The sequence below is a fragment of the Microvirga brassicacearum genome, from assembly GCF_008757455.1.
GTDB lineage: Bacteria > Pseudomonadota > Alphaproteobacteria > Rhizobiales > Beijerinckiaceae > Microvirga > Microvirga brassicacearum.
In genome coordinates, this window is record NZ_VCMV01000014.1 from 159088 (window position 1) to 179902 (window position 20815).

18 protein-coding genes are annotated in these 20815 nt (G+C 61.3%); all 18 read right to left on the minus strand.

Features of this window, described 5'->3' with window-relative positions:
* Positions 1-250: 250 nt before the first annotated feature.
* The 18 genes from FEZ63_RS11480 to FEZ63_RS11565 all read right to left on the minus strand — a co-directional run bounded on the left by FEZ63_RS11480 (position 251) and on the right by FEZ63_RS11565 (position 20795).
* Positions 251-1729, minus strand: a complete 1479-nt coding sequence (locus FEZ63_RS11480; protein ID WP_150944469.1) for an AMP nucleosidase — start codon at positions 1727-1729, stop codon at positions 251-253.
* Positions 1730-1883: 154 nt separating this feature from the next.
* Positions 1884-3536 carry an energy-dependent translational throttle protein EttA gene (ettA, locus tag FEZ63_RS11485; protein ID WP_150944471.1) on the minus strand — a complete coding sequence of 551 codons (1653 nt, stop codon included), beginning with the start codon at positions 3534-3536 and terminating at the stop codon, positions 1884-1886.
* Between the two features lie 152 nt (positions 3537-3688).
* Positions 3689-4387, minus strand: a complete 699-nt coding sequence (locus FEZ63_RS11490) for an SDR family oxidoreductase (RefSeq protein WP_150944472.1) — start codon at positions 4385-4387, stop codon at positions 3689-3691.
* Positions 4384-6135 carry a M14 family zinc carboxypeptidase gene (locus FEZ63_RS11495; RefSeq protein WP_150944474.1) on the minus strand — a complete coding sequence of 584 codons (1752 nt, stop codon included), beginning with the start codon at positions 6133-6135 and terminating at the stop codon, positions 4384-4386. Before FEZ63_RS11495 ends, FEZ63_RS11490 begins: the two co-directional genes overlap by 4 nt.
* Positions 6132-6989: an ABC transporter permease gene (locus FEZ63_RS11500; RefSeq protein WP_150944476.1), complete on the minus strand. Its 858-nt coding sequence runs from the start codon at positions 6987-6989 to the stop codon at positions 6132-6134. The genes FEZ63_RS11495 and FEZ63_RS11500 overlap by 4 nt, the downstream gene beginning before the upstream one ends.
* A gap of 4 nt (positions 6990-6993) precedes the next feature.
* On the minus strand, positions 6994-7914 hold the full coding sequence (locus FEZ63_RS11505; protein WP_150944478.1) for an ABC transporter permease: 921 nt from the start codon (positions 7912-7914) through the stop codon (positions 6994-6996).
* A 39-nt stretch (positions 7915-7953) separates the two neighbouring features.
* A complete protein-coding gene (locus tag FEZ63_RS11510; protein ID WP_150944481.1) occupies positions 7954-9480 on the minus strand; it encodes an ABC transporter substrate-binding protein in 1527 nt (508 codons plus the stop codon).
* Positions 9481-9499: 19 nt separating this feature from the next.
* A complete protein-coding gene (locus FEZ63_RS11515) occupies positions 9500-11383 on the minus strand; it encodes an ABC transporter ATP-binding protein (RefSeq protein WP_150944483.1) in 1884 nt (627 codons plus the stop codon).
* A 135-nt stretch (positions 11384-11518) separates the two neighbouring features.
* Positions 11519-12784: an aminopeptidase gene (locus tag FEZ63_RS11520; RefSeq protein WP_150944486.1), complete on the minus strand. Its 1266-nt coding sequence runs from the start codon at positions 12782-12784 to the stop codon at positions 11519-11521.
* 91 nt (positions 12785-12875) lie between these two features.
* Complete coding sequence (modC, locus tag FEZ63_RS11525; protein ID WP_150944488.1) at positions 12876-13979, minus strand: molybdenum ABC transporter ATP-binding protein; 1104 nt, start codon at positions 13977-13979, stop codon at positions 12876-12878.
* Positions 13976-14674 (minus strand): molybdate ABC transporter permease subunit, encoded by a 699-nt coding sequence (gene modB / locus FEZ63_RS11530; protein ID WP_150944490.1) that lies wholly within the window; start codon positions 14672-14674, stop codon positions 13976-13978. The genes modC and modB overlap by 4 nt, the downstream gene beginning before the upstream one ends.
* Positions 14671-15480: a molybdate ABC transporter substrate-binding protein gene (modA, locus tag FEZ63_RS11535; protein ID WP_150944491.1), complete on the minus strand. Its 810-nt coding sequence runs from the start codon at positions 15478-15480 to the stop codon at positions 14671-14673. Before modA ends, modB begins: the two co-directional genes overlap by 4 nt.
* 52 nt (positions 15481-15532) lie before the next feature.
* Positions 15533-16171 carry a protein-methionine-sulfoxide reductase heme-binding subunit MsrQ gene (msrQ, locus tag FEZ63_RS11540; protein ID WP_150944493.1) on the minus strand — a complete coding sequence of 213 codons (639 nt, stop codon included), beginning with the start codon at positions 16169-16171 and terminating at the stop codon, positions 15533-15535.
* Positions 16171-17115 (minus strand): protein-methionine-sulfoxide reductase catalytic subunit MsrP, encoded by a 945-nt coding sequence (gene msrP / locus FEZ63_RS11545; protein ID WP_150944496.1) that lies wholly within the window; start codon positions 17113-17115, stop codon positions 16171-16173. The genes msrQ and msrP overlap by 1 nt, the downstream gene beginning before the upstream one ends.
* Positions 17116-17207: 92 nt before the next feature.
* Positions 17208-18278 carry an ABC transporter ATP-binding protein gene (locus FEZ63_RS11550; protein WP_150944498.1) on the minus strand — a complete coding sequence of 357 codons (1071 nt, stop codon included), beginning with the start codon at positions 18276-18278 and terminating at the stop codon, positions 17208-17210.
* A gap of 33 nt (positions 18279-18311) precedes the next feature.
* Positions 18312-19013 carry an N-acetylmannosamine-6-phosphate 2-epimerase gene (locus tag FEZ63_RS11555; protein WP_150944499.1) on the minus strand — a complete coding sequence of 234 codons (702 nt, stop codon included), beginning with the start codon at positions 19011-19013 and terminating at the stop codon, positions 18312-18314.
* 10 nt (positions 19014-19023) lie between these two features.
* Positions 19024-19866 (minus strand): carbohydrate ABC transporter permease, encoded by an 843-nt coding sequence (locus FEZ63_RS11560; protein WP_244622758.1) that lies wholly within the window; start codon positions 19864-19866, stop codon positions 19024-19026.
* A complete protein-coding gene (locus FEZ63_RS11565) occupies positions 19863-20795 on the minus strand; it encodes a carbohydrate ABC transporter permease (RefSeq protein WP_150944501.1) in 933 nt (310 codons plus the stop codon). The genes FEZ63_RS11560 and FEZ63_RS11565 overlap by 4 nt, the downstream gene beginning before the upstream one ends.
* Positions 20796-20815: the final 20 nt, after the last annotated feature.

Genomic DNA, 20815 nt, shown 5'->3' on the forward strand with positions numbered 1-20815 from the left:
ATATTTATATCTCCTTTTGCCGGATCCGCAAGCCTTTAACATTCGGCCGCGCCTACGGCTGCCCGCCTCCTAACCCCTACAGGGACAAGACCCGCTGCGGCGGCCAGCCAAGCTTCCCCAATCGCTCGCGCTCAAGCCCGGGATCGAACATGAGGTGGATGAGTTGCAGGAATTGGACCTGGCCCGCCCGGCGATGCCCTGCAATCCGGCATTCCAGGCAAAAAGCCCAGATATCGGCTCACCGGCTGGTTTAGCGGAAGGGAGGTTCGTCGAAGCTCCGGAGCTTGCGCGAATGAAGCGAGGAACGCTGTCCCCGCAGAATATCCACGGCCACCAGCCCGATCATCAGGTGCTCGCTGACCGCGCGCTCATAAAAGGCATTGGCGGCGCCGGGAAGCTTGATTTCCCCGTGCAATGGTTTGTCCGACACGCAGAGCAGCGTTCCATACGGCACCCGCAGACGATAGCCTTGGGCCGCGATGGTGCCGCTTTCCATATCCACGGCGATCGCCCGCGACAGGTTGATCTGGCGGCGCTCCTGCGTCCAGCGCAGCTCCCAATTTCGGTCGTCATAAGTCACGACCGTTCCGGTGCGCAACCGGCGTTTGAGCGCGTCGCCCCGCTGCCCGGTGACCTGAGCGGCCGCCTCCTGCAGCGCGACCTGCACTTCCGCAAGGGCCGGAATGGGAATCTCAGGCGGGACGGCGTCGTCGAGAATATGGTCGCGCCGCAGGTAGCCATGGGCGAGCACGTAATCGCCGATGGTCTGCGATTGCCGCAGACCGCCGCAATGACCCACCATGAGCCAGCAATGCGGACGGACGACCGCCAGGTGGTCAGTCACGTTCTTCGCGTTCGACGGCCCGACGCCGATATTGACCAGCGTCACCCCGTGCCCATCACGATGGATAAGGTGGTAGGCGGGCATCTGGAAACGGTGCCAGGGCGATGAGCCGACCAGTTCGGCAACCGCCTCCTCCTTCAACCCCCGTTCGATCATCACTCCGCTTGGCAGCACGAGCTTGATGAAAGGGCTGTTCTCGCTGGCCAGCTCCGAGATCGCCCAGCGCACGAACTGATCGACATAGCGGTGATAGTTGGTCAGCAGGATCCAGGGCTGGACCGATCGCCAGTCGGAGCCGGTGTAATGCACCAGCCGCCGCAGGGAATAATCCGTCCGGGCGGCATCGAACAGCGAGAGCGGGCGTGGCTCGCCTTCGCGAAACTCCCAGGTGCCATCGGCGATTTCGTCGCCGACCTTGGCCAGGAGCGGTGTCGGGAAGAACTGCGCCAGCTCTGCCGCCGAATGCGCGCCGCGGCCGAGTTCGTCTCCGCGCTCGAAGACATACGGATAGGGAATTTCCTGGTCGCTGACGCCGACCTGGATGGTCGCGCCGTAATCGCTGACAAGGTAGTTGAGCTGCTCGAGCAGATAGTTCCTGAAGAAGGCCGGCTGGGTGATCGTCGTCGCGTAGACGCCGGGCCCTTGGAACTTCGCATAGGCACGCTGCTTGATCGGCGGAACGGAGGTCGCCCGGTAGATAACCCGGAGTTCGGGATAGCGGAACTTTGCCCGTTCCTCCGCGGTCGGCGCGACTTGGGTCGCAAAAAAGCGTTCAAGCGCATGCCGTTGCGCGTCAATGGCGGCATCATAGAGGACGATCAGCCGGGCAACGGCTTCCTCGGGGGACGGGGCTGTCTCGAATGTGGAGATTTCATCGGCTGGCACGGGACAACTTTCTCAAGGCCTGGTGCCTCAAGGGTCATACACTGTTTCAGTCTCGAACCCAACAGGCATTGCTGAGGCAAGTAGCCTAGGCCAACAAAGAGCGGAGCGATGGGTTTCACCGCAATCCGCCCTCGGGTGCCGCGCAGCCTTGAATTTACCGCGTGAACTTCTTGTACTTGATGCGGTGAGGAATCGTTGAATCCTGGCCAAGTCGGCGCTTTTTGTCCTCTTCGTAATCCGCGAAGTTACCCTCGAACCATTCGACGTGGCTGTCGCCCTCGAAAGCCAGAATATGGGTCGCGATGCGGTCCAGGAACCAGCGGTCGTGGCTGATGATCACCGCGCAACCGGCATAATCCTCCAGCGCCTCCTCGAGCGCGCGGAGCGTGTCGACATCGAGATCGTTGGTCGGCTCGTCGAGGAGGAGAACATTGGCGCCCGACTTGAGAATTTTTGCCAGATGGACGCGGTTGCGTTCACCGCCCGAGAGGACGCCGACCTTCTTTTGCTGATCGGGGCCCTTGAAGTTGAACGCGCCGCAATAGGCACGCGCATTGATCTCGCGCTTCCCCAAATACAGGATCTCGTTGCCGCCGGAGATTTCCTCATACAACGTCTTGTTGGGGTCGAGGGAATCTCGGCTCTGGTCGACGTAACCCAGCTTGACACTCTCGCCGATGACGATCTTTCCTTCGTCCGGCTGGTCCTGTCCGGTGATCATGCGGAACAACGTGGTCTTGCCGGCGCCGTTCGGACCGATGATGCCCACGATGCCGCCAGGCGGCAGCTTGAACGAAAGCCCATCCACCAGCAGCTTGTCGCCGAAGGCCTTCTTCAGGTTATCGAATTCGATGACGTTATTGCCGAGACGCTCGGCAATCGGGATGACGATCTGCGCCGTCGTCGCGCTTCTCTCGTCCGCCCGGGCCACAAGATCCTCGTAGCGCTGGATACGCGCTTTCGACTTGGCCTGGCGTGCTTTCGGCGTCGCCGAGACCCATTCGCGCTCGCGTTCGATCGTCCGCTTATGCGCCTCGTCCTCGCGGCCCTCCTGCTCCAGCCGCTTCTGCTTCTGCTCGAGCCAGGAGGAATAATTGCCCTGATAGGGAATGCCCCGACCACGGTCAAGCTCAAGGATCCAGCCGGTGACGTTGTCGAGGAAGTAACGATCGTGCGTGACGATGAGAATCGCGCCGGGATAGGAGCGCAGATGCCCCTCAAGCCATCCGGTGGTTTCGGCGTCGAGATGGTTCGTCGGTTCGTCGAGGAGAAGGAGTTCCGGTTGCTCCAGCAAAAGCTTGCAGAGCGCCACGCGGCGGCGCTCGCCGCCCGACAGCTTGTCGACGGACCAATCGTCCGGCGGGCAGCCGAGCGCATCCATCGCCTGCTCGACCTTTGAATCGAGATTCCAGAGATCCTTGGCCTCGATCTCGTCCTGCAGACGGGTCATTTCGTCCGCCGTCTCCTCCGAGTAGTTCATCGCGAGTTCGTTGTAGCGCTCGAGGAGCGCCCGTTGGGGCGCCACGCCTTCCATCACGTTCTCGCGGACGTTCTTGGCCTCGTTGAGCTTGGGTTCCTGCGGCAGGTAGCCGACTCGCGCGCCCTCGGCGACCCAACCTTCGCCGTTCCAGTCGGTGTCGATACCCGCCATGATGCGGAGCAGGGTCGACTTACCGGCACCGTTGATGCCGAGCACGCCGATCTTGGCATCCGGGTAGAAGGACAGATGGACGTCGTCCAGGACCTTCTTGCCGCTGGAATAGGCCTTGGTGAGGCCCCGCATATGGTAGATGAACTGACGAGCCACGGAAAACCCTGCTGAAATCTGATCGCGGTGAATGGAGTTCCGTGTCAGTTAGCAGGGGGGAACGGCAGGAGCAAGGCGAACAGCCTCACGGCTGCCATGCGACGCGCAAAGCAGGTTAGAAAGACTTGCTCAGGTTAAACGACTGGGCCGCCCTAAAGTCCCCGAACGAGCCCACCGTCCACGAGAAGGTTCTGGCCCGTCACATAACCCGCGTCATCAGAGAGCAGAAACGCCACGGTTTTGGCCACTTCCGCCACAGTGCCATATCGACCCATGGGAATGCGGGTCTTGCGGTCGGCCTTTTCCGGCAGACTGTCGATGAAGCCCGGCAGCACGTTGTTCATGCGAATGCCCGCCTTGGCGTAGCGGTCGGCATAAAGCTTGGTGAACGCCGCCAAGGCGGTGCGCAGGCTCGCCGAGACCGGAAAATCAGGGTCAGGCTCGAAGGCCGCGAACGTCGAGATATTGACGATCGCGCCCTTCCCGCCCCTTTCCATGATCGGCGTCACCAATCGCGCCATGCGAACCACGTTCATGAGCACCACATCGAGCCCGAGGTGCCAGTCGGCATCCGAAATCGCCAGAAGATCACCCTTGGGCGGATGACCCGTGTGGTTCACGACCGCGTCGATCTTGCCGTAGCGATCCAAGGCGATCTGCACGAGCCGTTCAAGATCCGCCGGATCGGTGACCGAACCCTGAACTGCCACGGCGCCAAGTTCCTCAGCGAGTTCGGCGATCCGCTCGGATCGGGCCAAGAGAGCGAGATGGTAGCCGCGCGCGTGAAGTTCGCGAGCGATGGCCTCACCCATGCCCTTGCTGGAGGCTGTGACGAGAGCGACGGGCTTCATGCGACTTGCTCCGACATGATGGCGGCGAAGGCTGCTTCGGCCGCGAGAACTGTGGTCATCTGTATCGTATGGGCGAAGCGGAAGGCCTCGCCATAAATTGTTTCATCTGGAAACTCGGTGATCAACGTCAGCGGCGAAGGATGGCGCTCCTCGGCTGTCAGCAGGCAGGGCACGTCGTTGATGACTTCATACGGCGTACCGCCGGAATGGATCGAACAGACCTCGATCTGCCGTCGATTGAACGCGGCCAGCCCCGGAACCAGCGTCAGGCCTTTTGTGACGGCTTGGATGAGGATCCGCGCCTGATCGGTCCATGTCGGGTGGTGCCGCAGGATCAGAAAAAAGCCCTTTGGAATAGTCCATAGTTCGAATCCGCGTGGCAGATAGCCGGTGAACGGACGGGTCCATTCGTGTGCCGGGTAGCCATGCAGGTTCACGTGAAGTTGCGCACCGGAGAGCTCGAGTGCCTGGATGCGCGCGCCCTTCTCGTAAGTCGGGTTGCCTTTGTCATACTCCACATCGCTGCCAAGCGAGGTATAGCGCGCGGCATGATGCATGTGACGAGGGTTGTGCTCACACAGGCGGCCGTGCAGCGCGTAGCCGTCGGGGTTTTCAACCGGAATGAACGCCACGTTTGAATCGGGGTTTGCAAGAAGCCGCCGCATCGCGCGTAACGCGCCGACCGGAGCGGAGGTCTCGTTGGCATGCTGGCCGGCGCTGACGAGAACAGCCGGACGCGTTCCCGCCCGATAGAGACCACGAACCGGTCGCCCCTCGCGCGAGACACCCTCGAAAACCTGACCCGGCAGCGCGGCAAGCTCACGATGAATTTGCGCCAGATCCGGCGCCGCGTCGGCGTGCTCGAGATCCTGCTGGGGACGCGTCGGATCCTGCGGCGTCGCGAACCCACTGAGCGTGACCCGCACAAGCGCATCGCCATGCCCTTCGCGAATATCGGGCACGATCTGACCGGGCTGCAGGCTGCGATCATCAATCGGCCTGCCGGATTTCAGCTTGAAAAATTCGAGAAGCGAGAAATAGAAATCCTCGTGCAGAGCCTCGCGTGTGCTCAGTACCTCGTCGCCGTAAGGAAGCGCGCGCTCGATCCCCGGGATCGTGACATCGATGCCGATTTTTTCGGCATATGGTTCCTCGGCGGGCCATTCATGCGCCGCGATGGCGTCCATCACTTTCTGAAAAACGATCTCGTTCTCGGTCTCAATGGCTTGATCGATGTCTAAGATATCATTCGATTGTCGCGAAACCCGAAGCCAGCCAGTGGGAGTCAGATCGACCTCGTCGAGATGGTTGGATCGCAAGCGGTTCGGTGCGAAGACATCGACTTCGACCACTCGCCCGTCGCGATACTCCGCAATCACGCGGTAGGTCAGATCGGCTTCGCCGGGCTCGAAAACCGTCTCCACCAGATCCAGTAGCGCCGCGAGCGGATAGGCCTCGGACAGAAACCGCAGGGGCAATGCTTCAGAATGGACGGGATAGCGAACGGTGACGCGTTTCAGGTCCGCCAGGTCGACGTCTTCAAGAAATGCGTGCACGAGCGGTTTGTAGGCGGAGCGGATGCGGGCGATCACGCCGATTTCCGCGAGCCGAGTCTCCGCCTGCTTTCTCGCAGGCGCGTCCTCGAAGACCCATGCGTCCAATTGCACGCCACGATTGGCCTCGGTCGACCAATCGCGAACGATGATGTCGAGCGTGCGCGGAATCCGCTCGTCGAGAAGAACTGTCATTTCGAGGTCTGTCCTGTGGGATCGAGATAATCGCGGAGCCAATCCCCAAGCAGATTAAGACCGAGAACGGTAAACATGATGGCAAGACCAGGGAAGACGCTGACCCACCAGGCTGATTGCAAGTAGGTGCGCCCGTCCGCCAGCATGCCGCCCCAACTTGGGATGAGCGGATCGACGCCAAGGCCAAGGAACGTCAGGCTGCTTTCGAGCAAGATGTTGTTGGCGACGTTCAGCGTCATCAAGATGACGATGGGGCCCAGAACATTCGGCAGAATGTGCTGGAAGATGATGCGAAGATTGCCAACGCCGATCGCGCGGGCCGACAGAATGAATTCACGATCGCGCAAGGCCAGCACGGAACCGCGCACCAGACGCGCATACTGCACCCATTGCGCGACAATCATGAAGAAGATCACCTTGTCGATGCCGGTACCGAGGATTGCAAGGAACATGATGGCGATCAGGATGAACGGCAGGGCAAGCTGAATGTCCGCAAATCGCATCAGCAGGATCTCTGCCACTCCGCGGTAATACCCGGCGACCAGACCCACGAGCGTCCCGAGGATAACTGCGCCGATCACGGACAGGACCCCGACCATGAGCGAGATTTTTCCACCGACGATCACGCGAGCGAGCACGTCTCGCCCCAGCGGATCGGTGCCGAGAATATGCGCCGGGCTTTCGAATGGCGGGATGAGGCGCGCCATCAGGTCCATGCTCTCGCCGCCATCGGGGAAGAGGACTGATGAGAACAGGACCGCCAGCGTCATGCCGCCGGTGAGAAGGACGCCGACGATGAGTTCGAATGATCTGAAGCGCCACCGCGTCGAGCGTGCAGCCTGGACCGTCGCCATGACGTCACTCCGTCCGAATGCGAGGGTCGATCAGCCCGTAGGCAATGTCGACCAGAAGATTGATGAGCACGATGAAGAGCGCCAGCACCGTGATGGAACCCTGCAGCACGGGATAGTCGCGCGCCGAGATGGCATCGAAGGCGAGCGTTCCCATGCCGGGCCAGTTGAACACCCGCTCGACAATGACAATGCCGCCGATCAGGCCGCCGAATTGCAGGCCGATATAAGTGACGAGCGGAATCGCGGAATTGCGCAGCGCATGCTTGTAGAGAACGACGCGATCCTTGAGGCCCTTTGAGCGCGCAACCATGATATATTGCTGCGACAGAGTTTCCAGCATCGATGTGCGCACCAGCCTGACATTGGTCGCCGTCAGGATGATCGCCATGGTAAGCGCCGGCATGATGAAGCTCTCCGGCCCCTCCATTCCGCTCGGCGGCAGCAGGCCGAGGGTGATGGAGAAGAACAGCACCATCATGATGGCGAGCCAGAAATTCGGAAACGAAAGGCCCACAAGCGAGATGACGCGCACAAGCTGGTCGGGCCAGCGCCCACGGTTCACGGCGGCGTAGATGCCGAGCGGCACCGAAAGGACGATCGACGTCAGGAGAGACGTGAAGGCGAGCAGCAGCGTCGCCGGCAAAGCCTTTGAAATGAGCAGCGAAACAGGCGTTCCGCCCATGAAGCTGCGTCCGAAATCGCCGACGAAAATTCCTTTGAGAAAGCCGAGATACTGCACGGCGAATGGGCGATCGAGGCCGAGTGCCTTGCGGATATTCTGCAGATCCTGCTCGGTGACGCTGCCCGCCCCCGTGAGCATGATCGCCGGATCGCCCGACAGCCTGATGGCGAACGAGACGATCAGCGTGACCGCGAGAACCACGAAAATGGCTTGCAGCAACCGCTTGAGGATGAAGCCGGCCATTTTTCGTGATCCTTGTTCTTGTTGTTGGTCCGCGAACGATCAGTTCACGGTGACGTCGGTGAATCGGAAGCGGCGATCCGCCGGCGGATCAAAGTTCTGCAGCCGTTTGTTGACGCCGTAGATCGTGTTCTGGTTGTAGAGCGGGATTTCGAGAGCTTGGTCGGCGACATAGCGTCCAATCTCGTGAAGGATCTTCTCCCGCTCCTTCACATCATAGATGCTGCGTTGCTTCTCGAGCAGGGTGTTGAGCTTGGGATCGTTGTCGTAAGGATTCCACTTCTCGCCCGAGTGATACATCAGGTAGGCGGTGTTGTCGTAGTCGAACGTCCAACCGCCCCAAGCATTGTGCCAGGCTTCGCCCGTCTTGCCGTTCGGAATGATGTCGTTGAGCAGGACCGGCGTCTCGTAAGGCTGAAGCGAAGGCTTGAGGCCAAGGGCCTGCAGATAGCCCGCCGCAGCCTGCGCGACCTCACGGAACGTGGCATCGTTGCCGCGGAAGTCGATTTTCACGGGGGCACCAGCCGGCACGCCCGCATCTTTAAGTATCTGCTTGGCTTTGGCGAGGTCGAAAGGCACCGGCTTCAGGTTCGGATCGTAGCCGAAGGACAGATCGGCCTGGAAGCTCGCTATCGGCTTGGCGTGTCCCAGGAGCACCGCCTTGATGATCGCATCGCGATCGATGCCCATGATCATCGCCTTGCGGACGTTCACATCTTTGGTGATGCCGTTCTTGGTGTTGAGCCGCAGGGCAACGGTGGTGGGGCCGGTGATGCTGACCAGGTTGAGATTGGAGCTTTTCTCGACCGTCGGCGCAAGTCCGAAGGGGATCAGTGTCGCGATATCGATCCGACCCGCTTGCAGCTCCGCGATCTGCGTGTTCGCCTCGGCGATCATGCGGAAGACAAGCTTATCGATTTTGGGAGCCCCGCCCCAATGTTCGGGGAACGCTTCCAACGACAAGCTGATCTTCGGGTTGTATTCGACGAACTTGAACGGGCCGGTGCCCACCGGATGGGTATTGAAGTACTCGTCACCCTTTTCTTGAATATATTTCGGCGGGACGATCATGCCGCCATAGCCGGCGAGTTTCGTCAGCAGCACGGGATCCGGCTGTTTCATGATGAAGTCGACGGTGTTGTCGTCAACCACCTCAACGCGTTCGATGGCGTTGTAGTTGGATTGCTGCGGTCCCTTCTTGCCTTCTTCGCCAAGAAGCCGGTCAAAGGTGAACTTCACGGCCGCCGCGTTGAACGGTTCGCCGTTGTGGAACTTCACGTTTTCGCGCAGCTTGAACCGGATGCGGCTGTTGTTGTCGAGAAACTCCCAGCTGGTTGCCAAGCCGGGCTTCAGCTTCATGTCCGGACCCCGCGAGGTCAGTCCGTCGAAAATGTTGGTGGCAGCAGAAGCCCAATCGACAATGAAGGTGTCGATCGGATCCCAGCTGCCCGGATCGAGCGCGACGGCAACCGTTACGGTGCCGGCGGCTTGAGCGCCCGTTGCCGCGAGAGGCGCAAGTGCAGCGGCGGCGGCAAAGCCGAACGCTTTCAGGTTTCGTGAAAATCTCATGGATATCTCCCGTTAATGTTTATGCAGCCCCGCGGAGCAGGTCGGCTTCTATGGCGACCCAATGGCCCGGTTCGACTTCGCGCATGCGGTGAATGAGCGGTTCCTGACCGACTGGTCGAACTGCACTGGGGATTTCTCCCTCGATGAGCCTCTTGGCGCGCTCACGAGCAGGGTCTGCAATCGGCACTGCCGCCAACAGCTTGCGCGTGTAGGAATGCTGAGGGTTCTCGAACACCGCCTGTCGGGTGCCGATCTCGACAATCTGGCCGAGATACATCACCGCGACGCGATGGCTGATTTTTTCCACCACCGCCATGTCGTGCGTGATGAACAGATACGACAAGTCCTTCTGCTGCTGTAGCTCCATCAGCAAATTCACGATCTGCGCTTGGATCGACACGTCCAGTGCAGAGACGGATTCGTCGGCGATGATCAGCTTCGGGTTGCTGGCAAGCGCCCGTGCGATGCAGACGCGCTGGCGTTGCCCCCCGGAGAATTCATGCGGATAACGCTTGGCGTGCTGCGGCAGCAGGCCGACCTGATCGAGCAACTCCTGGACCCGACGATCGATCGCCTTCCGGTCCTGTAGCAGATTGTGGACGACGATGGGTTCGGCGACACTGAAGCCGATGGTGTGGCGCGGATCGAGCGAGGCGAAAGGATCCTGGAAGATATACTGGATTTCCTGCTTCAGGCGACGGCGCTCGGCTGAGCTCATCGAACCCATGTCGTGTCCGTCGAAGCGCACCGTTCCGCCAGTGGGTTCGATGAGCTGCTGCAACGTGCGTCCGATCGTCGACTTGCCGCTGCCGGATTCGCCCACGAGCGCGAGTGTCTCGCCCGGGTAGATGTCGAAGCTGACTTCTTCGACGGCGTGGACCCGATGCGTGACCCGGCCGAAGAATGTTTTGCCCACGTCAAAGCGCGTGGTCATCTTGTCGACCTGCAGGATCGGTTTGGCGTAATCCGCTGTGTCCTGCACATGCGTCTCGCCCACTTCCTTGGGCGCACCGTCCTCGATCACAATAACGGGCGTGCGCTTCGGCAAAGGCTGGCCCGTCATGCTGCCGAGCCGCGGCACCGCGGACAGCAGCGCGCGGGTATAGGGATGTTTCGGTGCCGCGAAAATCTCGCGCACAGGAGCTTCCTCGACCTTCTCGCCCTTCCACATCACCACCACGTCATCGGCCATTTCAGCCACAACGCCCATGTCATGGGTGATAAAGATGACGGCGGTTCCCATCTCCTGCTGCAGGTCACGGATGATATTCAGGATCTGAGCCTGGATCGTCACGTCGAGCGCGGTGGTCGGCTCGTCCGCGATCAGAAGTTTCGGGTTGCAGGCGAGCGCCATCGCGATCATGACGCGCTGGCGCATTCCCCCCGACAGTTGATGCGGGTAGCGATCGAGCAGCTTCTTCGCGTCCGGCAGGCGAACCTTTTCCAACAAAGCTTCGGCACGCGCCAATGCCTCGCGTGCGCTCAAGCCTTCGTGAAGCACCAATGTCTCGGCAATCTGGTTTCCCACCGTGAACACCGGATTGAGAGAGGTCATCGGCTCCTGAAAGATCATCGCAATCTCGTTGCCGCGGATCGACCTGAGGCTCGTGTCGGCAGCGTGGACGAGATCGAGCGCTTGGCCCTTCGAAGGCCGGAAGAGGACCTCGCCGCTGCTGATCCGGCCGCCGGTGTAATCCGTCAGGCGCATGATGGCGAGCGACGTCACCGACTTGCCGGACCCGGATTCGCCCACGACGGCGAGGGTTTTTCCCGGCTGCACGTCGAAGCTCACGTTCTTCACCGCTCGGAAAGCACCCTCGGCGCTTCCGAATTCGACCGACAACGAGCGAACCGACAGCAAAGGTTCGCCGACTGGTACGTGTTTCACTGTTTCTCCCGACATGACCCACCGCTCAAGTGACGAGGATGCCCAAACGATGCGTCGGGGCCGTACCTGTTCAATACCTGTGCGCATCCGGCATGACAACTTTCGAATGTCAGGCCGCCTGGGCGTCATTGCAACTTAGTTTCGACGACGTTATTGAGTTACCCACTCACCTCTGCGCATGAGGGGTTCCGCCTCGCCTTCCGCCGTCACGCCGTCTACGTCGACCTCGCTTGAGCCTATCATCCAGTCGATATGGATCAGGCTCGTATTGGCGCCTTTCGCGGCAAGCTCCTGCTCACTCATCGAACCGCCATTCCTGATGCATTTGCTATAGGCCTGGCCAAGAGCGATGTGGCTTGACGCGTTCTCATCGAAAAGCGTGTTGAGGAAAAGAAGTCCGCTTTGCGAAATCGGCGATGAATTCGGCACCAGCGCAACTTCGCCAAGGCGCCGGGATCCTTCATCGGTCTCCAGAACCTTGTTCAGCACGGCTTCGCCGGTGCGTGCCCTGCTCTCGACGATCCGGCCATTCTCGAACTTGACCTCGATGTCCTGGATCAGGGTGCCCTGATACGAGAGTGGTTTCGTGCTGCGCACGAAGCCGTCAACCCGATCCTTGTGCGGTGTCGTGAAAACCTCCTCGGTCGGGATATTCGCATTGCAAACGACGCCGTTCTTGGCCCGGCTCGATCCGCCGTTCCACTCGTGATCGTCCGCAAGCCCCACCCGCAGATCCGTGCCCGGACCGCGGAAGTGGAGTGTCGCGTAGCTTTTGGCGTTCAACAACTTCGTGCGAGCATGCAGGTTGGCATTGTGGGTGTTCCATGCCCCGATCGGGTCATCGAGGTCGGCTCGCGAGGCGGCAAAAATGGCGTCCCACAACTTCGCGACCGCCACTGCCTCCGAAACCTCCGGGAAGACCGCCTTGGCCCAGGCGGGCGTCGCGGCGGAGACAATGGTCCAGTTGATGTCGAAGCCGACGATGAGATCGAGCGCAGGCCGGTAAGCCTTCGAGCGGGCGCGATTGGCGCGGGACACCTTGTCGGTATCCTGTTTGGCGAGAAGCGAAGGGTCGTCGCCCACGATAGCAAGGCGTGCCGCGCCGCTCTTGTAGGCCGCCGCCATGCCGTCATAGAGCCAGCCCGTGGCGTTGTCGAAGGTATCGTCTTTCGCATGCTGGAAGCGCAAAAGCGTCGATTCCTCGTCGGAGAACAAAGTCGTGACGAGCGATGAGCCGGCTTTATAGGCATGCTCGGTGATGCGCCTGACCAGCGGGAGAGCCTCGATAGGGGCCGTGATGACGACCTCCTGACCAGCTTTAAGGCCAAGCCCCACCCGCACGGCGATCTCCGCCAGACGATCCAAGCGCGCCGCGTGTAGGGTATCGGCGGCCGGGCTCCGGAACTGATCGTTCATGATGGTCTCTCTTGGATAATGAATGATGATGACTGGAAGCTACACGCCCGGTCCCGCGGCGCAACCCTTATGACGGCGCGCAGGACCGACATCACGGCGACGAGGCGGGCGGGACAGCTGCGGCATCGCCTTCGAACGCGACCCCCTTGATGATGGCGTGGACGGCAAGACCGGGTCGAAGCCCCAGGTCGTGCACAGACTTGCGGGTGAGCCTCGCGACAACGAGATCGCCTGCGCAATCAATGGTCACATCGACGCTGGCCCCGGATGTCTCGAGTGCCACGATATGTCCCGGCAGCACATTCAGCGCACTCAAGGCTTGCGGCTTCTCAAGCGACACCATGACGTCGCGAGCCCGGAGCCGAAGACGCAGCGAGGCGCCGATCGTACGGGCGAGGCGCGGGACGGTGAGCGTGCCGGATTTTGCCTGGAGAACGGTCAGGCTGAATTCATCGTCTTGTGCCAGCACATGCGCGTCGATGACCGCCCCCGCCTCTGCCGGACCGAATTGTGAAAACAGGCTTGAGTTGCGCAGGATGTCGGCAGCCGGGCCCGACGCGGTCACCTGGCCGTCCGTCAGGACGACGATCGAGGTCGCGAGCCGCGCGATCTCCGCGACCGAATGCGTGACGAACACGATCGGCACATGACCGTCATCGCGGAGGCGCTCGATATAGGGATAGATCTCCGCCTTGCGCTCGTCGTCCAGTGAAGCGAGGGGTTCGTCCATCAAAAGCAATTCCGGGTCGGCCAGCAGCGCGCGACCGATAGCCACGCGCTGTTTCTCGCCACCCGATAAAGTGACCGGTCGCCTGCCGAGCAACTGCTCGATGCCCAACAACGAAACCACATCGTCGAGGCGAGTGACCCGTCGGGCGATTGGAGTGAACCAGCGACCGAAAAGGAGATTTTGGCGAACATTCAGATGAGGGAACAGGCGGCCTTCCTGAAAAACGCAACCGATGCGCCGCCGATGTCGTGGAATCGAGATCCTCTGCGTCGAATCGAAGAGTATCCTTCCGTTGACGACGATGCGACCGCGCACCGGATGGATGAGACCGCCGATCACGTTGATGAGCGTCGACTTGCCTGCTCCCGACCGCCCGAACAGGGCCGTGAGGCGTCCGTCCGACTGGAACTTTGCTTGAAGCGTAAAGCCGCCCTGCTGGTGGCGCACGTCCACATCGAGGCTCATCGCGTCGACAGCCTTCGCCGCACACGCCGCGCCATCCATTCGGACGCCGACAGCGCGCCGATCGAGATGAGGATCGAGACGATGGTCAGCCGCATCGCCCCACCCTCGCCGCCCGGAATCTGGATGAACGTGTAGATCGCCGTTGGCAGCGTTTGTGTTTCGCCCGGAATATTGGAGACGAATGTAATTGTCGCGCCGAACTCGCCCATTGCTTTGGCAAACGACAACACCATGCCGGCGAGGATGCCCGGCACGATCAGCGGCAAGGTAACGACGAGAAACACCCAGGCGGGATTTGCGCCAAGCGTTCCTGCGGCGTCTTCGAGTTTCCGATCCACTGACGCAAGCGAGAGTCGGATGGCGCGCACCAGCAACGGAAACCCCATAATGGCGCAGGCAAGCGCCGCGCCTGTCCAGCGAAACGAAAAGACGACGCCAAGGTTCTCGGCGAGGAACGATCCGATGGGACCTTTCTTGCCAAAGCCCAGCAACAAGAGATAGCCGACGACCACCGGCGGAAGAACCAGCGGCAGATGGACCAGCACGTCGAGCGCGGCCCGCCCCCAGAACCGCCCCCGCTCAAGTGCGACCGCGATCGCAATGCCTGGCAAGAGGCTCGCAGCCATGGCCGTGAACGCCACCTTGAGACTGATGCCGACAGCCGTCCATTCTTCGGGAGAAAGCCAGGTGTTCACGAACGGGCAGCCGGCTGGTTCAGGACAATGAATCCCCGCGCCTCAAACAACGGTTTCGCCCTTGGCGATCGCAAGAAAGCAAGAAACGCCGCCGCGTCCGGATGTTTTGAATCGGCCGTGAGCGCGACGGGATAGACAATGGGCGGGTGGCTATCGGGCGGGAATGCCGCAACGACCGTCACGCTGGGATCGGACGCCGCATCGCTCCGATAGACAATACCCAGCGGCGCCTCTCCGCGCGACACCAGCAGCAACGCCGCGCGCACGCTTTCGGCCTGCACGATGCGGCCCTTCACCGCGTCCCATTCGCCCAGATGTTCAAGCGCCGCCCTGCCGTATTTTCCGGCCGGAACAGCATCGACGTTGCCCATGGCGAGGTGACCGGATCCAAGCATCGTGGCGATAGAATGGGTTGTCGTCTCGACCCTGGTGTCTTTTGGCGCGATCAACACAAGGCTGTTTCCCAGCAGGTCGACACGGCTCTCCGCGCGAATGAGCTTTTTGGCGACGGCGTAGATCATCCAGTCCAGATCCGCGGACACGAAGAGATCGGCCGGCGCTCCCGCGTCGATCTGCTTCGCCAGCAGATTGCTGGCCGCATAAACGATAGTGGCGGGCTTTCCCGTGTCGCGCTCCCACGCACGATTCACGTCGTCCAGCGCGTCCTTCAGGCTGGCCGCGGCGAACACGACGACATTCTTGGGCTGGGCACCTGCCGCGGGTGCGAGGAACGTCAGGCCAGAAACGACGCCGACGACCCACGCGCGGAGAAGTGAGGAGAGGTTCGAGCCTAGAGACCGCGCCATGCGATCCTCCGATGCCGAGAGGAGGCGCATCGTACCCAATTCACCCGTGCCATCAAGCGGCGCGACGGCGCGGCTGGGGCTTTTTGATCAGCGACCGGATCAGGCGGTATCCGAGCAGCGTCGCTACGATCGCGGCGTAGACGAGCGGCTCGGGCGGCCAGGATTTCACCACGAGAATGAAATGCAGCGCAGCGCCGATAGCGGCAAGATACACTAATCGGTGCAGCCGCGCCCAGGCATGGCCGCCCAATTTCCGGACAGAAGCGTTGTTGGAGGTGACCGCAAGCGGGATCAGGATGATGAAGGTCGCCATTCCAACGGTGATGTAGGGCCGCTTGACGATGTCCGCGACGATCGCCGCCACGTCGAGGCCCTGATCGAGCACCAGATAGGTCAGGAGGTGCAGGCACGCATAGTAGAAGGCCAGGAGGCCGAGCCCACGCCGATAGCGCAGAAGATTGATCTTGAGGAGTTGCCGCAAGGGTGTGATGGCAAGCGTTGCGATCAAAAAGCGCAAAGCCCACAAGCCAAGCGATTGTTCGAGATAGCGCATCGGATCGGCGCCGAGCCGATCGTTGATACCCTCATAGAAGAGCCAGACCGCCGGAATGAAACCGACAATGTAGATGGCGATCTTCGGCACCTGCGGAAGCGTGAACTTCACCGCCTGCGGTTGGCCCTGCGCTCGCATCAGTAGAACTTTTTCAGGTCCATGCCTGCATAGAGCGAGGCTACCTGTTCGGCGTAGCCGTTGAAGAGCACAGTCGGCCGCCTTTTCACGAACAGGCCGCCCTCGCCGATCCGGCGTTCCGTCGCCTGACTCCAGCGTGGATGATCGACGGCAGGGTTCACGTTGGCATAAAACCCATATTCGTTCGCTGCCTGCCGGTTCCAGGACGTCGGCGGTTCTTTCTCGACAAAGCTGATCCGGCTGATGGATTTGATTCCCTTGAATCCATATTTCCAAGGAACGACCAGTCGAATAGGCGCTCCGTTCTGGTTCGGCAGCGTTTCCCCATAAAGGCCGACCGCCAGAATGGCGAGCGGGTTCATTGCCTCGTCCAGGCGCAACCCTTCAACGTAGGGCCAGTCGAGCACCGGGAAAGCGGATTGCAGGCCCGGCATTTCCTTCGGCCGGTAGGCGGTCTCGAACGCCACATATTTGGCGCTGCCTTGCGGCTCAACCCTTCGGATCAGGTCCGCGAGCGGAAATCCGACCCAGGGGATCACCATCGACCAGCCCTCGACGCACCGCATGCGGTAGATCCGCTCCTCGAGGGCGGAGGATTTGATCAGGTCCTCCAGCGCGTACTCCGCCGGTTTGCCGACGAGTCCATCGACCTTGATGGTCCAGGGTACAGTCTTGAGCGTGTGGGCATATTTTGCTGGTGCCGCCTTATCGACTCCGAACTCATAGTAGTTGTTGTAGGTGGTGACATCCTCGCGGCTCGTGACCTTCTCGTCGGTCGAGAAGCGTCCCTTTACGGCCGAGAGCTGTGCTGCGTCCGCTGCTGCGGGCAGCCCGGCGCCGAGGGCCACCCCGGCAGCCGCGCCCATCAGCTGGCGGCGGTTGAGATAGACCTCGCGCGGCGTGATTTCAGACGGCACGATATCGGCAGCGGGACGGATCAGCACGGCGTAACCTCGCGATTGACGGTCTTCCCATTGGGTTACACCCGAGACAGCCGGCCGTGCCTTCACGTTTACGTTATATTCCCTTTGGGAAATCAAAGGGTCGCGATGCGCGTCCCGTGCTCGTCGAAAAGGTGCGACTGCTCCGGCACGGGTCGCAGCGCGATCGCATCGCCCGGCCGCAAGGTCACGCGTTCCCGCAGCACAACGGTGAGGCTTCCGCCCTCCGCCTTGACGATCAAGGTCGTGTCGAGCCCTGTCGGCTCGATGACCGCGACCACCGCGGGGATCGTTCCCGGCGTCCCGGCGGGTGCGAGCTGCAGATGCTCCGGCCTGATGCCGTATGTCAGCTTGCTACCATTCGCGGCGGGCGGCTGATGGTGGAGGGCGAGAACGGCGCCGCTCGGTAACGCGAGTCCAGCATCCGACAGGGTTCCGTCGATGAAATTCATCGCGGGAGAACCGATGAAACCCGCGACGAAGCGGTTCCGCGGGCGGTCATAAAGCTCCAATGGCGCGCCGACCTGTTCGACGATGCCGTCATGCATCACGACGATCTTGTCGGCCATCGTCATTGCTTCGATCTGGTCGTGCGTCACATACACGGTCGTGGTCTTCAGGCGTTGGTGGAGCTCCTTGATCTCGGCCCGCATGGCAACGCGCAGCTTTGCGTCGAGGTTCGAAAGAGGCTCGTCGAAGAGGAAAACCTGCGGGTCGCGTACGATAGCCCGCCCCATTGCCACCCGCTGCCGTTGGCCGCCCGACAATTGGCGGGGATAGCGATCAAGCAGATCCGTAAGGCCAAGCGAGGCGGCCGCATCGCCCACTCGCTTCTGCTGCTCCGCCTTGGGGGCGCCCTTCAGCTTGAGCGAGAACGCCATGTTGTCGGCCACCGTCATGTGCGGATAGAGCGCGTAGCTCTGGAACACCATGGCGATATCGCGGTTCTTCGGCGGGACGTCGTTGATGAGGCGATCTCCGATGCGGATCTCTCCCGATGTGACATCCTCCAGCCCCGCGATCATGCGCAGAAGCGTCGACTTTCCGCAGCCGGACGGGCCGACGAGAATGACGAATTCGCCGTCCGCAATGTCGACATCGACACCTTTGATGATCGAAACCGGCCCGAAGGATTTCCGGATTTCGCGGATCGACACATTCGCCATTTCGTTCTCCGTCAGGGACAGTCCGCTTCCGGGTCAGGAAGCGTCGTCGTTAGGTGCGCTCGCCCAGGGTGCCGCGGCCTCGACAAACTTCCGGGTGATCTCGCGCGGGTTGGTGATCGCCGTACCGACCACCACCGCGTGTGCGCCTCGCTTGAACGCCTCCGCGACTAGCTGAGGCGTGTCGAAGCGACCTTCGGCCACCACCGGCCCTTCGCCGATGGCGACCAAGACAGACAGAAGCTCGAGGTCAGGCCCGGCATCTCTGCTTGCTGCCGTCTCTTCCGTGTAACCGGACAGGGTCGTGGCGATGTAGGTTGCGCCGGCAGCGCGGGCCGCCCTGCCCTCCTCGAGCGTGGCGACATCCGCAAAAACCTCCCGTCCGAGCTCCTGCCGGATGCGGGCGATCAACTGATCAACCGGTTCACCATCACGGGGCCGCCTAGTCGCGTCGACGCCGATGATATCGGCACCGGCCCGCGCAATGCGCGCCGCGGCGCTGAAATTGGGCGTGATGTAGACAGGGAAGCGATCGTCCCAGACTTTGTCGATGCCGATGATTGGATGCGTGCTGATCGCCCGGATGGCCGCCACGTCCTCGGCGCCGTTCGCCCGAAAGCCCGCGGCACCGCCCGCGGTCGCGGCGCGGGCCATGGCGGACATGAAGATGGGACCGTGGAGCGGATTATCCGCCCTGGCCTGACAGGAAACGATCAGTGCGCCCTTGGGGATCAACATGCGACGTCTCCTACTTCACGGCTCCGGCTGTCATGCCCTGAATAAACTGGCGTGACAACGCGATGTAGAGAAGCGTGATGGGGGCGGCCGCAATCGTGAGACCGGCAAACAGCATGCCCCAATCGGTGGTATACTCACCCATGAAGGTCGTCAAACCCTGCGGCAGCGTCTTGTAGGCGTCTGTCTGGATGAACACGAGCGGGAAAAAGAAGTCATTCCAGATCGGCACCGCGTTCTGGATCGCCGCAATGGCCATGGGCGGCAGTGCCAGGGGCAGCATCACCGACCACATAATCCGCGGCTCGGACGCCCCGTCGATCCGCGCCGCATCCTCCAATTCGGCCGGCAGCGAGCGCAGGAACCCCGCCATGATGAACACGGCCGATGGCAACCCGATGGCCGTGTAGGTGACGATCAGGCTCCAACGGCTGTCCAGCAGGCTCAGGTCCCGCAGCAGAATGAACAGCGGGATGACCGCAAGCTTCAGCGGCAGCATCAGCCCGGCAAGAAAGAACAGCAGAATGAAAGTGTTCGTGCGCGACTCGTATCGAGCAATCGCATACCCCGCCATCGTGCCGAGCACGATAATGAGGACGATGGACGTGCCGGTGACGACGATCGAATTCATGAAATAGGTTGGCATCGAGGTCTCGCCGAGCACGCGCGCGAAGTTCTGAACCTGCGTGAAATTCGGAATCGCAAACGGATGCTCGAAGATTTCAGCCGTGCTCTTGAAGGCCGAAAAGATCATCACGACTACGGGATAGAGCATGATGAACGAGTTCGCGATCAGCACGATCTGCACCAGAAACGCGAACGAGATGGGCCGGGACGAGGCGGGAGCGGTGCTCAAAACTGAATCTCCCGACGCCGCAGCCACAAAGTGAGCATCGAGGCGAAAACGACGATGAAGAGGAAGATCAGCGTCGCAAGAGCCGACCCTTCGCCGAAATTCTGGATGCTCGCGCTCTGATTGCCGAAAGCCGTGCGGTAGAACACAAGGCCGAGCACATCGGTGTTCCCGAACGGCGATCCATCAAGCCCGGCCATTACGTAAGGAATTTCGAACCAGTTGAACGCGCCGATGAACAACAGGGTGAACAGGATCGTCGTGCTGGGAGCAACGAGCGGCCAGATGATGGACTTGAGAAGTTGCCACTCGCTCGTGCCGTCGAGGCGCGCGGCCTCGATAATCTCAGAGGGGATGCGCTGCATGCCCGCGAGGTAGACCAGCGTCGGGAACCCGATGAAATGCCACGCATTGGCGAGGATCAACGCCCCGAGCGCGGTCGACGGATCGCCAAGCCAGGGCCTGGCGAAAGCGCCGAGCCCGACCGAAAGCAGCGCCTGGTTCACGAGGCCGAAATTCGGGTTGAGAAAGAGTTTCCAGAGGAAGCCCACGATGATCGTGGAAAGAACCACCGGCACGAACACGGCAACGCGATGAAACCGGAAGCCGAACGGCTCCTTGTAGAGCAGCCAGGCCAGCAGGAACCCGCCGCCATTCTGGATGATCATCAGGGCAATAAGCGCCTGAACGTTGTTCAGAAACGCGTTCCACACCACCGGCGCCATGGTGGCGCCAAACAGCACGTCGCGGAAATTTGCCAGACCGATAAACTCGCCGCGCGCCAGCCCGCGCCATTCATAGAACGCATAAGCGAAGGCCGACAGGATCGGATACACCACGAACAGCGACATGAAGACGATCGGCGGGAGGACGAGAAAAGCCACCCAACTGCGATGCTTCAGCGTGCGGGCCTGTTTCGGCGAGACGGGCATGGGCTGAGCCTTGAAAGCGT

Coding starts and splice junctions, on each gene's coding strand:
- FEZ63_RS11490 (WP_150944472.1), bottom strand. CDS start 4,387: ATGAAGCCCGTCGCTCTCGTCACAGCCTCCAGCAAGGGCATGGGTGAG.
- FEZ63_RS11515 (WP_150944483.1), bottom strand. CDS start 11,383: ATGTCGGGAGAAACAGTGAAACACGTACCAGTCGGCGAACCTTTGCTG.
- FEZ63_RS11555 (WP_150944499.1), bottom strand. CDS start 19,013: ATGTTGATCCCCAAGGGCGCACTGATCGTTTCCTGTCAGGCCAGGGCG.
- FEZ63_RS11510 (WP_150944481.1), bottom strand. CDS start 9,480: ATGAGATTTTCACGAAACCTGAAAGCGTTCGGCTTTGCCGCCGCCGCT.
- FEZ63_RS11495 (WP_150944474.1), bottom strand. CDS start 6,135: ATGACAGTTCTTCTCGACGAGCGGATTCCGCGCACGCTCGACATCATC.
- msrQ (WP_150944493.1), bottom strand. CDS start 16,171: ATGCGAGCGCAGGGCCAACCGCAGGCGGTGAAGTTCACGCTTCCGCAG.
- FEZ63_RS11565 (WP_150944501.1), bottom strand. CDS start 20,795: ATGCCCGTCTCGCCGAAACAGGCCCGCACGCTGAAGCATCGCAGTTGG.
- FEZ63_RS11550 (WP_150944498.1), bottom strand. CDS start 18,278: ATGGCGAATGTGTCGATCCGCGAAATCCGGAAATCCTTCGGGCCGGTT.
- FEZ63_RS11520 (WP_150944486.1), bottom strand. CDS start 12,784: ATGAACGATCAGTTCCGGAGCCCGGCCGCCGATACCCTACACGCGGCG.
- FEZ63_RS11505 (WP_150944478.1), bottom strand. CDS start 7,914: ATGGCCGGCTTCATCCTCAAGCGGTTGCTGCAAGCCATTTTCGTGGTT.
- modA (WP_150944491.1), bottom strand. CDS start 15,480: ATGGCGCGGTCTCTAGGCTCGAACCTCTCCTCACTTCTCCGCGCGTGG.
- FEZ63_RS11500 (WP_150944476.1), bottom strand. CDS start 6,989: ATGGCGACGGTCCAGGCTGCACGCTCGACGCGGTGGCGCTTCAGATCA.
- modC (WP_150944488.1), bottom strand. CDS start 13,979: ATGAGCCTCGATGTGGACGTGCGCCACCAGCAGGGCGGCTTTACGCTT.